General features: G+C 36.9%; 19 protein-coding genes and 1 riboswitch. Of the genes, 10 read left to right on the forward strand and 9 right to left on the reverse strand.

Annotated elements, in window-relative coordinates:
- Positions 1–7: 7 nt before the first annotated feature.
- The 7 genes from EL194_RS04830 to agaV form a co-directional block, all read right to left on the reverse strand.
- Positions 8–1,906 carry an LPXTG cell wall anchor domain-containing protein gene (locus EL194_RS04830; protein ID WP_003775662.1) on the reverse strand — a complete coding sequence of 633 codons (1,899 nt, stop codon included), beginning with the start codon at positions 1,904–1,906 and terminating at the stop codon, positions 8–10.
- Positions 1,907–2,099: 193 nt separating this feature from the next.
- The gene (locus EL194_RS04835) at positions 2,100–2,678 is read right to left on the reverse strand and encodes an integrase core domain-containing protein (RefSeq protein ID WP_232012984.1); all 579 of its coding nucleotides are present in this window, start codon (positions 2,676–2,678) and stop codon (positions 2,100–2,102) included.
- 107 nt (positions 2,679–2,785) lie between these two features.
- Positions 2,786–3,001: a hypothetical protein gene (locus EL194_RS04840; protein ID WP_003775658.1), complete on the reverse strand. Its 216-nt coding sequence runs from the start codon at positions 2,999–3,001 to the stop codon at positions 2,786–2,788.
- On the reverse strand, positions 2,977–3,150 hold the full coding sequence (locus EL194_RS08570) for a hypothetical protein (protein ID WP_169313673.1): 174 nt from the start codon (positions 3,148–3,150) through the stop codon (positions 2,977–2,979). The genes EL194_RS04840 and EL194_RS08570 overlap by 25 nt, the downstream gene beginning before the upstream one ends.
- A 109-nt stretch (positions 3,151–3,259) precedes the next feature.
- Positions 3,260–4,180: a PTS system mannose/fructose/sorbose family transporter subunit IID gene (locus EL194_RS04845; RefSeq protein ID WP_003775655.1), complete on the reverse strand. Its 921-nt coding sequence runs from the start codon at positions 4,178–4,180 to the stop codon at positions 3,260–3,262.
- Positions 4,170–4,976: a PTS mannose/fructose/sorbose/N-acetylgalactosamine transporter subunit IIC gene (locus EL194_RS04850; protein ID WP_003775654.1), complete on the reverse strand. Its 807-nt coding sequence runs from the start codon at positions 4,974–4,976 to the stop codon at positions 4,170–4,172. Before EL194_RS04850 ends, EL194_RS04845 begins: the two co-directional genes overlap by 11 nt.
- A gap of 19 nt (positions 4,977–4,995) precedes the next feature.
- Positions 4,996–5,472 (reverse strand): PTS N-acetylgalactosamine transporter subunit IIB, encoded by a 477-nt coding sequence (gene agaV / locus EL194_RS04855; RefSeq protein ID WP_003775652.1) that lies wholly within the window; start codon positions 5,470–5,472, stop codon positions 4,996–4,998.
- A gap of 195 nt (positions 5,473–5,667) precedes the next feature.
- Here agaV and EL194_RS04860 point away from each other — a divergent pair, with 195 nt between their 5' ends.
- Positions 5,668–6,858, forward strand: a complete 1,191-nt coding sequence (locus EL194_RS04860; RefSeq protein WP_034886853.1) for a helix-turn-helix domain-containing protein — start codon at positions 5,668–5,670, stop codon at positions 6,856–6,858.
- 57 nt (positions 6,859–6,915) lie between these two features.
- On the opposite strand, the gene agaF is transcribed toward EL194_RS04860, so the two are convergent.
- Together agaF and EL194_RS04870 are read right to left on the reverse strand one after the other, a co-directional pair.
- Positions 6,916–7,353, reverse strand: a complete 438-nt coding sequence (gene agaF / locus EL194_RS04865) for a PTS galactosamine/N-acetylgalactosamine transporter subunit IIA (RefSeq protein WP_003775648.1) — start codon at positions 7,351–7,353, stop codon at positions 6,916–6,918.
- The gene (locus tag EL194_RS04870; RefSeq protein ID WP_003775646.1) at positions 7,354–8,529 is read right to left on the reverse strand and encodes an SIS domain-containing protein; all 1,176 of its coding nucleotides are present in this window, start codon (positions 8,527–8,529) and stop codon (positions 7,354–7,356) included.
- A 153-nt stretch (positions 8,530–8,682) separates the two neighbouring features.
- Between EL194_RS04870 and EL194_RS04875 the strand changes: the two genes are divergently transcribed.
- The 9 genes from EL194_RS04875 (at position 8,683) to EL194_RS04915 (ending at position 15,402) form a co-directional block, all read left to right on the forward strand.
- Positions 8,683–9,144 carry a hypothetical protein gene (locus tag EL194_RS04875; protein ID WP_003775644.1) on the forward strand — a complete coding sequence of 154 codons (462 nt, stop codon included), beginning with the start codon at positions 8,683–8,685 and terminating at the stop codon, positions 9,142–9,144.
- Between the two features lie 119 nt (positions 9,145–9,263).
- Entirely contained in the window at positions 9,264–9,779 is a 516-nt protein-coding gene (locus EL194_RS04880) for a hypothetical protein (RefSeq protein ID WP_003775642.1), read from the forward strand.
- Positions 9,772–10,452, forward strand: a complete 681-nt coding sequence (locus EL194_RS04885) for a hypothetical protein (RefSeq protein WP_003775640.1) — start codon at positions 9,772–9,774, stop codon at positions 10,450–10,452. The genes EL194_RS04880 and EL194_RS04885 overlap by 8 nt, the downstream gene beginning before the upstream one ends.
- An 11-nt stretch (positions 10,453–10,463) precedes the next feature.
- A complete protein-coding gene (locus EL194_RS04890) occupies positions 10,464–11,813 on the forward strand; it encodes a hypothetical protein (RefSeq protein WP_003775639.1) in 1,350 nt (449 codons plus the stop codon).
- A 147-nt stretch (positions 11,814–11,960) separates the two neighbouring features.
- Positions 11,961–12,305, forward strand: coding sequence for a hypothetical protein (locus EL194_RS04895; RefSeq protein ID WP_003775637.1), 345 nt, complete (start codon positions 11,961–11,963; stop codon positions 12,303–12,305).
- Positions 12,306–12,439: 134 nt separating this feature from the next.
- Positions 12,440–12,561, forward strand: a riboswitch (TPP riboswitch).
- 68 nt (positions 12,562–12,629) lie between these two features.
- Entirely contained in the window at positions 12,630–12,926 is a 297-nt protein-coding gene (locus tag EL194_RS04900; RefSeq protein ID WP_003775635.1) for a thiamine-binding protein, read from the forward strand.
- Positions 12,898–13,689: an ABC transporter permease gene (locus tag EL194_RS04905; RefSeq protein WP_003775633.1), complete on the forward strand. Its 792-nt coding sequence runs from the start codon at positions 12,898–12,900 to the stop codon at positions 13,687–13,689. Before EL194_RS04900 ends, EL194_RS04905 begins: the two co-directional genes overlap by 29 nt.
- Entirely contained in the window at positions 13,686–14,651 is a 966-nt protein-coding gene (locus EL194_RS04910; RefSeq protein WP_003775632.1) for an ABC transporter substrate-binding protein, read from the forward strand. The genes EL194_RS04905 and EL194_RS04910 overlap by 4 nt, the downstream gene beginning before the upstream one ends.
- Positions 14,635–15,402 carry an ABC transporter ATP-binding protein gene (locus EL194_RS04915; protein WP_003775631.1) on the forward strand — a complete coding sequence of 256 codons (768 nt, stop codon included), beginning with the start codon at positions 14,635–14,637 and terminating at the stop codon, positions 15,400–15,402. Before EL194_RS04910 ends, EL194_RS04915 begins: the two co-directional genes overlap by 17 nt.
- Positions 15,403–15,441 lie beyond the last annotated feature (39 nt).

The following is a 15,441-nucleotide window of genomic DNA, read 5'->3' on the forward strand; positions in this document are numbered from 1 at the left end:
TTAATGCCTATTTGTCTTTTCGGTTGAAATAAATCAAGACTGCAAAGCCTACGATCGTAATTCCAAGTCCCAATAAAGCATTTGAATTAGAACTTACACCGGTATTAGGTAGTTGCGTAGGATAAGGAACATCTTCACTATCAATTAAGCCTGATTCGTCATTAATTACAAATTTTGTATTTACCTCAGTGGTAACATTACCATTTTCAACCCGTTCACCTTCTTCTTCGCTATCCGGATTTGTAACGAGTGGTGTTTCAGGAAGGATTGGTTTTAATTCGGGTTTTACTTGTGGTTTGATTAAAGGTTTTTGGTCTACTGGTTGTTCAACTTCAGGTAACGTTGTGTTAGGTTGTTCTTGTGGTTCATCATGTATGACATGAACCAATACATGCTTATCTTGAGCGGTATGGTGTACTTTGTCCGTTACACCTACAGTTACATCATAGTCACCAATCACATTGAAGTCGACTGCTGTTTCTATATCCGAATCAATATCGATCCCACCAATCATCATTCGTGCATTTCGACGACGCACATGGGCATGGATTTGGGTAAGGAAAGATGCTTCATCACTTACTGTCCCCACTTTATAACTGATTTCCTCATCTACGAAGAGTTCATCATCCTCAACCAAATCCCATGAAGCATACAAAGGTGTATCCGTTGTAACTGGATCAGTGCTTTGTGCAAATTTGGTACCATCTTGATCATAAAACCATCCTAAGAATTGATGAAGAGGATGTGTTAATGTAGGTAATGTTCCTAATGTTTCATCTTTGTATGTATAGAAAGCATCTGGATTTTCCACATCACTAAGTTGTGATTCATATGATACAAGATTTTTATTAATATTTAATTTTACGGCGTTAGATACGACTTCAGTGTTTGAACGTTCAACCCCAATAACAACTCGATAATATGCGCCATCATTTGCTTTCTGTGCTTCGAAGGACAAGGTATCTAATGTTTCATCTTCAAGATTCACAAAGCTTTCGTTATCATCGCTGATTTGCCATTGATAAGTGAGTTTGAAGCTTACTGGCGCATCAATACTTGCTTCAGTTCTCAGGGATACGATATCACCGATATCATAGTCATCGTTAATCATAACGGGTTCGTAAGTAATGCTTGCATCGTTATCAATTTCATAATAAATGTAATTACCAAAACTAAAGTAGTGCCAAGCACCGTGTGAATGCGGCCATAGCGATTCATCTTTTTCTTGACTAATTTCCAAAATTTTCCCATTATTCACTTTGCCTGTTTCACCATTATAAAGATCATAGGCTAAAACATTATTTTTACGGCTGTTTTTTGATATTTCTGTCATATTCCATCCGTTATTTACTAATGAATTAAAAGGACCTGATAAGCCAACTTCAGGGATCGGAGTATCTTCTTTAGGACGTAGTTCTAGTGCATTTTTGCCACCATCCGTCATTTTAAGACGAATACCATTCGGGTTTCCGGGAGTCACAGTATCTAGTGGATTCCCATCAATATCTACCCAAGGATTTGGAACCTTCCATTGTCCTTCTTCATTATCCCAAACCATAGCTGTCGCAGCTTTACGACTCCCGCCATACCAATCTTTTTTATAATATACATGATCAATCGCGTTGGTTACATATTTCAAATGACGCCCCTCGATTGAAGGTTTGAGATAAAAATTAGCGTTAAAATCAAAACCATCATGACGATCGTTATTTTTCCCGTTATTTGTGATGTTTACTTGGTAGAAAAAGAAATCAGAATCGACACGCCCGGATGCGTTCGCAAACTTTTGATTAACCACGACATTTTCCACTACGGTTGTCGAAGCAGCGTGGACACTAGTTAGGGAAGCAGTTAATACAAGTGCGGTTAGGATTCCCATACTTAATTTTCTTATAGGACTATTCATAATGTTTCACTCCATTCTTTTCGTGAGTTCATTATATCCTTACAAAGAATACCTTATTGAAAAGTGTTATAAAAAAACGCCTAGATGTTATGAAATATACATATTCCACATATACTTCGTAAATAACACAAAAAGAACACAAAAAAAGATGCTTAAGTGGAGTTGTTAAACAAAAGCAGATATTAATAAAAGACTAGAAACCCTTATCCATTTTATATTGGATAGGGGTTTTGTAATTTAAACAGTAAGCAGGTCTTTCAAAATTAAAATAATGTACATATTCTTCGATAAAATTTTCAAAGTTATCTACGGACCAGTATTGATAATCACACGCCATTTCTGCTTTAATCCATCCATTTAATGATTCGATAATTGGATTATCTGTAGGTGTTCTAGTTCGTGACATAGATCTAATTATGTTATAATTTTCATGCGCTTTAGCGAAAGCTTTAGAGTGGTAGACAGCTCCTTGATCTGTGGGAAGAATCGTGGGCGCTGTTTTTTTATTATCCTTAAGTAGCGCAAGGATATCCTCAAGACACTTATAGTAAGACTTGGGATCACCAGTTGTACGCGATAATGCAGAACCAATAATTTCTAAAGGTTGTGTTGCCTTCCATTGATTCATTATAATATTGGGATAAATTCGACTTTGTGTTCCAGATTTTTTATAGGAATAGTGTTTAACTTTTGATTTAATACTTAAAAACTTGCAGCACTTGTGGATTAAATTATCGGAAAATTTGATTCCTAAATCACTTTGCTTTCTCATGACTGCAGCGATATCATGGTAGCCATAACTTGGAAAACGGCGATGCCAGTCTTTAATCACAAAGCTAAGAGTGAACGTAATCGGATGTTTAAAAGATAAATTATGTGCTATTTGGAATTCTTGTCTTTTAAAGTAACGAACGCCTTGTTTACACCAACTCCTTTCACCTGGTACCCTTTTTTTAATCGTGCAATCTCAATATCTCGTTTTAGAATTTCGAGTTGTAGTCGTTCAATCTCAGTTAATGATTTAGTCGTATGAAGCGCAGAAAAATGATTTCCTGTCTTTTTCTTGTTTTTTAAACCCTCTTTACCATCGCGCATGAAACGATCAATCCACCCATTAATCGTTCCTTTAGGACTTGTGACAGTTTCGCAGCACTTATATGTTCATCAGTATAACGTGTAACGACTTTAATACGATCCTCATAAGTCCATTTATTATTTAAACCACCTCTGGGTCTTCCCATCATTAATACCTCCGTTTTATCTTTGATTTTATTATTATACAAAAAAAGTAGACAAGTTTTTTTTACTTGTCTACTTTTTTTTGACAACTCTACTTAAGCATTTTTTTACTGCCTATTCTGAATCGCTAGGCGCAGGAAGTTTATACCATTCAACGATTGGGGTATAACCACCTTGAATTGGATTCCCATTTGCATCAAGTGCACCGGAGTCTTCAGCCCAAATACCAAATGCAGTACCTACAAGACCAATTACGAGAAGTAATCCAATACATTTTGTAGGCGTCCAATTATGTTTCTTAACAAGTACAAAGAGCATCAATGTAATAATTAATGGAATTAATTGAGGTAAGATACCATCCAAGACTTCTTGGAAGTTAATGAAAGCTCCACCACCTTGATCAATTGAGATACGTAGTGATGTAGCACCATAGTTTGATACAAGTGCCCCAACAATAAATACACCGAGAATACTTGCTGCACGGGTAAACTCTTTCGCATTTTCTGTAAAGAGTGATACAGCATTTGTACCAAGCTCATAAGACTTATGCATTAAGAAGTAACGAACTGCAAATTGCGCAATATTGAAGATTAAGAGGAATAAGATTGGTCCCATTAAACTTCCGTTAATTGCCATATTCGCTGTAAGCCCAGCAGTAATTGGAACGAGTGTTAACCAGAAGAGTGCATCCCCAATACCACCAAGTGGTCCCATTGCCGCAACACGTACGGCACGAATGGTAGGAATATCTGCTTTTTGTTGTTCAAGTGATAGTACAATCCCCATTACAAACGTAACAAGGAATGGGTGCGTATTAAAGAACTCTAAGTTATGTTCCATAGATGCTGAGAGATCATCCTTGTTTGTATGGATTTTCTCAAGTCCCGGCAAGATACCATAGAGCCATCCACCTGCTTGCATACGTTCGTAGTTAAACGATGATTGTAAGAAGAGTGAACGCCAAACCATTTTATTTAACGTTTTCTTATCCAGTTGTTGTGCTGGATTTAGATCTTTATATGTATTAGATTCCATCTTCGTCACCTCCACCTGATGTTAAGTCACGTAGTTTTGTATTTGTTTGGAAATCGTAGATTGCAATAGCAGTACCGATCATTGCGATAATAAGCAATGCGGAACCACCAAGTCCTGGAACTTTACTGATAATTGTAGCGAATGCAAATCCAAGGAAGAAGAATCCCCAGAGTTCTCCGGAGAGCATAATCTTCATAAGAATTGCAAATCCGACATAACGCATCATCTTACCACCAGCTGCAAGACCGGCCATAAACCAACTATTATTGGATGACCAATCAACGATTGCTCCACTAAAGGAAACACCAAGTTTCATACCAACCATAATAATGACAGCGAAGAGTAGTCCGATTAAACCCATCCCGATATAGTTGATTTGTTCAATCCCTTTTGGATTTGCAGCTTTCGCAGCTTCATCCGCTTTCTTCATTAATGGTGACATTAACGTAAAGGCTGTTGTTACAGCATATTGACCTAAAAGTGCAAATGGAACCGCCATCCCCACAGCGGCACTTGGATCAACACTTGGCATGGAAACTGCAAAGATTGTTGCCATGATCCCACCAATAACTGCGTTTGGTGGTTGTGCTCCCCCAACAGGCATACTACCAATTTGAATTAATTGATATGTTCCCCCAACAACAAGCCCGGTTTTCATATCTCCTAAAATCGCTCCGATTACAGGACCAACAACGATAGGTTGGTAGAGTGATTCAAGGAAACTGAATTGGTCAATCGCAACAATAAATGTAACGATAAATACGAGCAAGTATTGAATAATTGAAAAACTACTCATAATTCTTTCCTCCTATATATTATTGAAATAACTTTTCGATGTTATCAGCACTTTCGGTAGGAACTTTTCGAATCTCTAGCTCTACACCCAGTTCTTTTAAACGTCTAAATGCTTCCACATCATGATCATCAACAGCCACAACTTGGGCTACTTGACGTTTTCCTTCTGACATATGCATGTTTCCAATATTTACTTTCGTAATGGGAACACCACCCTCCACAAGTGTTAATACGTCAGCAGGGCTCTCACAAACAATAAAAATCTTTTGTTTGTCTGAAGCCTTATGAATTGTTTCGATTGTCTTTTGTAAGGTCCAATAGCGTGTGGTTGCATAACTTGGTGCAGCCATATCCATTAATCCTTGACGCATTTTATTTGATGCTACTTCGTCATTCGCAACAAGAATTAAATTAGCTCCAATAGCGGAACACCATTGTGTTGCGACTTGACCATGAATTAATCGATTGTCAATTCGTGTTAATACAATATTAGGCATCTAAACTCTCCTCCTTCTGCCATAAGAGATGTAAGCGCTCTTATAGTATAAGTGTACCTTAACATTCACAAATAATATTTGCACAATTTTATACTTGTTTTGCACTTTTGTGTTTACTCGTTTGCTTATCACACAATAAGAACAAGAATATCTTATGATTAAGTTAGAATATTTGTAATGAATAAAGGAGAAACTATGTATTTAAAAACGACAAGCCCACAATTCTTGAAGTATGGACAAGTACAAGATCACCCATCAAACTTTAAAGTTCATCGTTTCTTTGTGGAAGGAAAAGTTCCTCAGTACTTAAAGTCAGTATCAGTGCCCGTTACACTTGAAGTATTAGAAGGGATTGCATTGGTTGTGATTTTAGATCCATCAGGTGATCCAGAACAGTTTGTAATCCATCGGATTGCCCGATTAAATCCTGATATCCCTTATACCGTAATCCCACTTACACAAAGTGCTGTGATTGAAGAATCCATTCAATCGGATGGTGTTTACACCGTTCATCACTATGAGAATGAACAAGAGGTAGGTTACCTTCCGATACGTCCTAAGTTTTATGTTACCGATATTTTTTCATATTATTATAGTGTTAAAGGGAAAAACTATCATTTTTCTGGGGAATCGCATTTCTATTGGGAAATTACGTATGTGGATACAGGGGAGTTGGTTACGGAAATTGATGGGAAAGAATTCAAACTTGAAAGTCAAAGCATGATGCTTTATTTCCCAAATCAATTTCATAAACAACGCATTGAAGGGGATAAGTCCTGTTCTTACTTAACAATCATGTTTGACATGAACATTAATGTGCATGATATTGATCATATTAAAAATAAAGTCTTTACCTGTACACAAGAAATGTATAATTTGTTTAATAGTTTTATTAAACATTCAACGATTTTAGAAACATATAACGTACCGTATTCACGAGATCTCATGATTTCGTACTTGCAAGAACTGATCATCTTGGTCATTCAATATGACAGCCCAAATCACACACAACATTTGAACTCGAATCCTATTCAAGCTAATTTTGAAAATGAATTGGTAAATGAGATTAATAAGTATATCTTAAATAATATCTGTGAACCCATATCGGTAGAGGATTTATGTGATCACTTTGCGATCAGTCGTTCAAGTTTACAAGTTCTTTTTAAGAAAAACATGGACATGCCTCCAAAGCAGTATATTAATGATATTAAGATGATGCGAGCACAAGTCATGATTTTGGAAGAAAATTTACCCATTACTGAGGTAGCGATGCGTTTAGGTTTTAGTTCAATTCACTATTTCTCCCGTAAGTTTAAAAAACAATTTGGCTTGTCTCCCACCGAGTATGCGCAGTCTTTATATAATAAAAATACCAGCGATGATTAGCTGGTATTTTTATTTGATTTGATAAGCTTTGATAGATTACCAAATTCGATTTAATTGTTAGATGCCATCGCCATCTTCAATCTCATCATCGCGTTGTAAGTCTGCGATGTCGAAGAGATCAACTTGCGATGCTCCTGTTTCGCTTAGTGATAAAGCAAAATCGTGGAGTAATGGTTCACCAAGTCTCATAAGACTGGCTTCAAGTAACATGGATAAATTGGTTCCTGTGAGAACTTCCACGTTTTCTTGTTGTGTCGCAATCATGACTGCTTCTTTAAACGGTGTTCCACCTTTTAAGTCTGTAAAGACAAGAACACCATCTCCAGTGTTAACGTTGTTGATTGCAACTTTTAAGTCTTCAGACAACGCCTCAGGTCCTTTTTCCTCTAAAAAGAGAACGGATTCATATGAGGGTTGTTTCCCAGCGATTAATTCTACAGCAGACGTTAAGCCTTCCGCAAAACGTCCGTGTCCTGTTACGACAATACCAATCATCTATTTTTCCTCCTCGTAGGAATATGGATAAATAATAACACCTTGTACGACACGGTTTACAAGTCCTGATGGCCATGGATTATCCGGTGACTTATCTAAATCAAGAGATTTGTAAAGGGATAATACTTGTGCATACATAACCATATTAAGTCCCACTAAATCTTTGTTTGTATCTTCATTATAGTTAATTGAAACATAAACATCAACGAGTTCACGAATCACATCATCATTCATAGTATCCACAACCATGATTTGGTTTCCATTACGTTGAGGACTCATTTCCTTAATAATATCAACTTGATATTGACGTGTATAAGGATCTTCTTTCATATAGACAACTGTCAGTGTTGTACCATTTACAATTGATTTAGGACCATGACGGAAGCCGAGTGGTGAGTTATGCATTGTCACAACTTCACCTGCAGTCAGTTCAAGCATTTTTAATGCAGATTCTTGAGCGAATCCGTTTTGATCTGCATCACCAAGGTAAACAATACGATCAAATTTAAAGTTTTCTACAAGGTCCATCGCAACTTTATAGCCTTCTTCATTAAATGCATAACCCACACGGATAATGTCTTTAATTGAAGGGTAAAGTGCTTCAAGGTTTTCCGTATTGAAAGCCAAGAATGCAGCAAGGAACATGTTTGAGAAACTACTTGTCATTGCAAATGAGAGGTCATTTGTTTCTTTAGGTAGTTTGATTGAGTAGATGTTTTCATCATCACGAAGTGCAAGTTTTCCTTCGTGATTACATGTAATCACTAAGTGTTTCGCATTTTTATTGATTTCATTCACAACATCTACAGCTGCAATGGATTCAGGTGAGTTACCTGAACGACCAAAGGATACAAGTAATGTAGGTTTTACAGGGTCGATAAATAAAGCAGGTGTAGCCACAATATCTGTAGTAGCAATTGATTTAAAATTTGAATTGAATTCCTTTACAAGTACAGGTGCAAGTGCATTTCCTACAAATTCACTGGTACCCGCTCCGGTAAAGATTACATCGTATTCACTTTCATTAATCACTTGATTAATAAAGTTTTGGATTTCTTGACGGCGTTCTAAAACAATATGGTATGTTTTATCCCATGTTTGCGGTTGTTGGTGGATTTCATTTGCGGTATCAAACGCTTTGAGATCTTTCCAAGTTTGTTCATTGTTGTTAAACATAGTGTATATGTCTCCTATCTTTCATTGTTCACTGTCATTATAGGTAAGCATTGATACGACCTCAACCAAATTGGTTAAAGATACAAAAACCTCGTTAAAAAAGACAAGTGAAATAGAAATGTTATACAGTACAATAAAGAAAAGGAGTCAATTATGAGCGGAAACCCAAAAAATACATTTACTGATTTTCTAACACGCAAAGTATATAAAGTGAATCAAGGCCAAGAAAAACAGCTTGTTTTTTACCGTAATCGTATTGTGATTGCAATTATGCTGGGAATCTTTCTGATCAGTTTTAACGTTTCAACTGGTTTGAGTCTGTTATTGGCAGGGGGATTTGGTGTTGTTGCGGAACTTCGTTATCGTTTTGATTTTCTAAAAAAATGTCATCCTGTTTCTTTGGCGCAGGTGAAACATAAAACGGTCTCGTCATCAAACATACTTCTCAATAGTGGCTTGTATGGTGTCTTGGGTATCTTATTACTTTATTTCGCATTGAAAGAGCCCAGCGTTGAATCCTATCGATGGTTCTTAGTGGGGATTGGGGCAGCCGGTATTGTGGTTGCGATGGTATACTTAATTCAATATTTCTCAAATCGACACGAACACATTTAAAGGTGCACTCCAAATGCACCTTTTTCTTATGAATTATCCATGAAAACAGAAGACATGAATATAGGCTTTAAGTGCTTTGTGCTAAGATAGAGGTGTAGAGAGCGACAAGGAGGTATTGTATGCGAAATTTGATTGAAGAATATCGACTTAAAACAAATGGAAATCTAGGAAATATAATTTATAAATGGGGCCCAGTAATCCTTTTAGTAGGAGCTGTTATTTTACTGGTCTTAACGCAAATGACTTTTGGAAATATTTTTAATGCCATGACACATGTTGAACGGTTTGCGGGGAATGTGATCAAGACTAAGGTGATGGTTTCGATTCTGATGGTTGTCTCAATTTGTGTAGGTTTATTGATGATTTGGGACATGATTGCGTTTAAAGAAAAACGTGGTGAAGTTAATCGCTTGTATAGCTTGATTGGGACCGTATTTTTTTTCTTAACCTTAGTGAATATAAATAAAATCACAAAGCTTACGAATCTTATTGAAATCGTTGAACCGACACAATCGGTTTATCGTATTATTGCATGGGGTGTAATTGCGGTGCTCGGTCTTGTTTTGGGACTGATTCATGCTCATAAACAAAATACGCGTATTGTGATGGAACGAGAGGTAACCTATCATGCTTAGTTCAAAACAATTAGAACGTTTAAAATTAGAACATGTGGAATCTTTGGATGAAGCATTGGATTGTTTACGACGTGACATCAAGCCGAAGGTGTCTGCCCAAAAATATGCGAAAGTTGTTGCATCCGTCGCAACACATTATGCAGAGGTGTATGAAGAGCAACCCGAAATACTCGAATCCGATAATGCACCAATCTCTGAAGAACCAATCGAACCGGTGGAAGCGCCAACTGTTGGCTTTAGTACGCAATTCTTTGCGACATTGCTTACAGGCTTGTCTGTAGCGAGTTTGGGTGTTGTGATGATGAGCAATCGCAGTTTTGAGAAATTAGTTAGTATGTTTGATCAAGGAACACCACTGCTTTGGATTATATTGAGTATTTTGCTCTTTGTATCAATGTTGGTGATTCGTATGATTGAACGGAGTGAAAATGCACATGCGAAATATTATTTAAGTCGTAAACTCGTCTTATGGACGAGTGGACTTGGATTGATGAATGCACTGATGGGTATTTTTGTCATAATGAGTGCAAATTCATTAAATTTAGTTTTAAAACTTATGTTTTCATTAGTCTTAGGAAAAATCACAGCCGTAGTTTGCTTGTTAACGGTAATTGCGTTTGTTGTGGTATTAGTTAAACAAGATGAATTAGTTCTTGTGAAAGTACAAGAGTAGGAGGCATAGAAATGGAAGAAAAAGATGAATTGGACGACATTCTTGATGAAGTCGATGCGCAAGATGATGCGGAAGCAAAACGATTAGAGGACTTGGAAGAAACAGAACAAGAACTTGATGACTTGGAAAACAAGGAAGAAGATCTTGATGACATTCTCGATGAGATTGAGTCTAAACCTGAAGCTGTGATCGAAAAGGTTTATGTCGTAGCAGAATCACCAAAATCTGTAGAAGAAACCGTCGTTAAAAAGTCAAAACCAAAACGTTCTGATAAGCATAGTAAGTCTAAACACAAGAAATCGAAGAACAAACGCAATGCATTGATTGCCTTGTTTGTTTTAATTGTAGTGTGTGGTGGTGTCTTTACGGTATGGAAACTAAAGTTTAGTGGACAAGCCTTGGATGCGTTTAAATATGTACAGGTTGACTTTGAAGGGGTCGATACAAAAGGAACGGCTACATTAGAAGTGGACCTAGACGCAATTAAAAATCCTGAACAAAAAGAAATCTATGAAAGCTTAACGTATAGCTTGAGTCCACAAGAAGGTCTCGAAAATGGTAATCGTATTAAACTGATTGCTGAGAAATCTGAGTCTACAGATAAACTCTTAAAAACACATAAATACCGTCTTGAAAATTTAGAAAAAGAAATCGTAGTTAAGGATCTCTATGATTCCGAACAGTTTAATCTCTTTGAACAATTCTCATTTAATTTTGAAGGGATGGATGGAAGTGGTACGGTTACCTATGATATGTATTTGGATGTGGATGAGTCATATCTTCAAACAATTGTGGAAGGAACAACCTTATCATTCTCAAAAGATAAAAATCTTGTGAATGGTGAGGAAATAACTGTCAAGGCGACCTTTAATAAAGAAGCGATGGCAGCCATGAACCAACATAAAGTTAAAATTTCTGAAGAACAGACAACTGTTAAAGTGGAAGGCCTAAGTGATGTTTATGCAAGTATAGATGATATTAAGGAATACAAGGAGTTACAAAATCTTGCGTTCAATAAAATTAAAGCAGATTATGCGAAACATCCCGATACTTATACGAATTTCAAACTAGAGTATGCATGTTATGCAGCGGATACACAAAATAATGTAAATGCGGTCGATTACTTTGATAAGCATGCTTACTCAAAAGGGAGTTTGATGTTTATTTATAGTTTTGATCGTATACGTGGTAATGATGTTGCACATTTTGCAGATAACTATGGTTACACCAATATGGTATTAAGTGATGGGAAACTAGATCGTGATGCCATGTTACTGATGTCACCGTATCAAGATGGTGCATCTATAGAGAAAGTATTGAATGAATTACAAGCGAATAATTTTAAGTGTGAAGCCCAATAATATGGAACGCATAAAGACTGTCAACAAGTTTGGCGGTCTTTTAATATTGGCCTTTGACCCGTCTTTAATGTAAGCGCTTGCTATATTTGTGTAATTTGTGTATAATTTGTGTAGAGAGCTAAACATGCATATGGTTAGGGGGATTTTATGAAAAACTATTATGCTGTGTTTATTGCATTTACGCTCGTTGTTCTTACACGAACTGTGATTCATCCGGATTTACTTTTAACTGTAACGGGTACTGTAACATTCTTGGTGATTCTAATCTTTGCGATAACACAAATATTTAATTTAAAGCATGAAGTACGCGACGAGAGATTGCTCTATCTTAATGCTGTGTTAAATGTGTTTACTGCTTTCTTATATTACAACAATGTTTATAAAGCGATAACATTAACACCCTATGATTCGCTGTTATTCGGGTTAACAAGCGTTCTTGCATTCATATCTCCAGTGTTACTGTTTCTTGCTCGTGATGCAAACCACATCTGAGTGCTTTATACATGATCGTAATTGCTTGTGAAAATATAACCAGTGCCAGGTTATATTTTTTTTTGTCTTTCGATTGCATATTAATGGGGGTTTAGTATAATGAAGTTAGTTTCTGATGGAGACTAAGAAAATTGAATTCGTACAAGGGGTGCTCGTATTTCGGGCTGAGAATAAACGGTTACGTTTTAAACTCTAAGCTTTAAGCTTTGTACCTGATCCAGCTAATACTGGCGGAGGGATGTATTAATCGCATACTTTTTTTGAGTAAACGTGTATACCTCTTTTCGTACGAGAAGAGGTTTTTTATATTATAAGGAGGTTCATATGAACGCAAGTGTAGCAATTCAAATTTTACCGAATACAACTTCGAATGAAGAAACAATTCGTATCGTGGATGAGGTGATTGAGTATATCGCGCAAACAGGTCTAAACTATGTAGTTGGACCCTTTGAAACATCTATAGAAGGGGATTATGATGAATTGATGGAAATTGTTAAGAACTGTCAACTCATTGCTGTTAAGGCAGGTGCTGATAAAGTATCGGCATATGTAAAGATTGCCTATGCGCCTACAGCACACATTCTCACCATTGATGAAAAAATCACAAAACATCAAAAATAGATTGTTGTCAGTATCCGCAATTCTTGGATTGTTGGTATTATGGCAAGGTCTTTCATCACTTGGAGTGATTCCGCGGTTTATGCTGCCCGCTCCCAGTGATGTCGTTAAAGCATTTAATAATGATTTTAGTTTACTTATGTATCATGCGAGAACAACGCTCTTAGAAGCCTTTTTAGGATTAACATTTGGGGTTTTGTTAGGATTTATATTTGCGGTGGTTATGGATCATGTTTCATGGTTTCATAAAATGTTTTACCCACTTATTATCTTGACACAGACTATTCCTACTGTTGCATTAGCGCCCCTTTTGGTGCTTTGGATGGGTTATGGATTACTTCCAAAAATTACGTTAATCATCTTAACGTCGTTTTTTCCCATTACGATGGGATGTATGAATGGATTTCAGTCCTGTGATAAGGACGCTTTAAATTTAATGAAATCAATGGGTGCAAATACTTTTCAAACGTTTCGTCATATAAAATTTCCACATGCTTTACCTTACTTTTTTTCCGGTTTAAAAATTTCAGTATCGTATTCTTTAATCGGTGCTGTAGTAGCGGAATGGTTGGGTGGTTATAGTGGATTGGGTGTTTATATGACGCGTGTACGTAAATCGTATTCGTTTGATAAGATGTTTGCCGTAATTTTCTTTATATCTTTCTTAAGCTTGGTATTAATGGGGTTTGTTTCGTGGTTACAAAAACGGACTCAACCATGGCTTGATGCGGAAACCTTACAAAGAGATGGAGCAGATAATTCATGAAAAAGAAATTAATGGGGATGATGGTTTTGGGTTTGCTTTTAACGGGATGTGGGGCAAAGTCAAACAAGCCTGTACGTATCGTTTTGGATTGGACTCCCAATACGAATCATACCGGGATTTATGTAGCCCAAGAAAAGGGATTCTTTAAAGCACAAGGTCTTGAAGTGGAGATTGTGCAACCGCCTGAAGGATCCACGACATCGTTAATTGGTGCAGGTGGTGCAGAATTTGGGATTAGTTTCCAAGATACCATGGCACCGGCACTAGCAAGTGAACACCCACTACCAATCACTGCGGTAGCGGCCTTAATTCAACACAATACCTCAGGTATTGTTTCATTAAAAGAAAAAGGAATTGATGCACCCCGTAAGATGGCTGGACATACTTATGCAACATGGGATTCACCGATTGAACAAGCGATTATTCGTAAAATTGTAACGGATGATGGTGGAAATTATGATGATATTAAGATGATACCTAATACAGTTACGGATGTGGTATCAGCACTTCAAACAGACATTGATGCAGTCTGGATTTTTAAAGCATGGGATGGCATGGCTATCCAACAAGCCGGTTTGGATACACATTTTCTAAACTTTGCGGATTATGGTCAAGAACTGGATTTCTACAGTCCCGTTTTGATTGCGAATAATGGTTATTTGGAAGAAAATGGGGAAGAAGCGAAGAAAGTTTTAAAAGCCTTAGAAGAAGGATATGAGTTTGCGATTGAAAATCCCGATGAAGCAGCGGAGATTCTTGTAAAGCATGTACCAGAACTTGATCTTGATTTAATTAAAGCAAGCCAACATTTTCTTGCGAAAGAATATAAAGCTGAAGTCACGAAGTGGGGTACCTTTGATGGTGCGCGTTGGAATCGCTTCTATGCATGGCTTTATGATAATCAATTAATTGAGATGCCCATTGCTGAGAATGTAGGATTTACCAATGACTATCTCAACTAATCCCGTTTTAGTGCTCGAACACGTTTCAATGGCTTATGGATCTAAGCACGTTTTAGACGATGTTTCGGTGACCTTAAATCAAGGGGAAGTTGTATGCATCTTGGGTGAAAGTGGTGTTGGTAAGACGACGTTATTTAATGTGATTGCAGGACTACTTCACCCTGATAAAGGTTCCGTATCTTTACATAAACAGGATATTACAGGGACGACGGGTCATGTTTCGTATATGCTTCAGAAAGATTTATTGTTGCCTTATAAGACGGTCATTGATAATGCAGCGTTGCCGTTACGAATTCAAGGTAAGAGCAAAGTAGAGAGTCGTGAAGCGGCCTTAAAGTATTTCGCGACCTTTGGTTTAGAGGGAACACAAAATCTGTATCCTGCCCAATTATCGGGTGGAATGCGTCAACGTGTCGCTTTTCTAAGAACATTTCTATTCTCAGATGATGTTGCCTTGTTGGATGAACCGTTTAGTGCATTGGATACAATTACCAAACATCAAATGCAAACATGGTATTTGGATATTATGAGTCAATTAAATCTATCCACATTCTTTATAACACATGACATCGATGAAGCGATTTTACTTTCAGATCGCATTTATGTATTAAGTGGAAAACCGGGAAAAATTACGTATGAATTAGTCATTGATAATCCCAAACCTCGCAATGAAGACTTTTTGTTAACGGATGCATTTATAAATTATAAACGCATCATCAAAGCGCACTTAAACGATACCAAAACAGAATAGACAAAAAAGATACACACGGATAAGTGTGTATCTTTTTCA

It is taken from the genome of Erysipelothrix rhusiopathiae (genome assembly GCF_900637845.1).
Classification (GTDB): Bacteria; Bacillota_I; Bacilli_A; order Erysipelotrichales; family Erysipelotrichaceae; genus Erysipelothrix; species Erysipelothrix rhusiopathiae.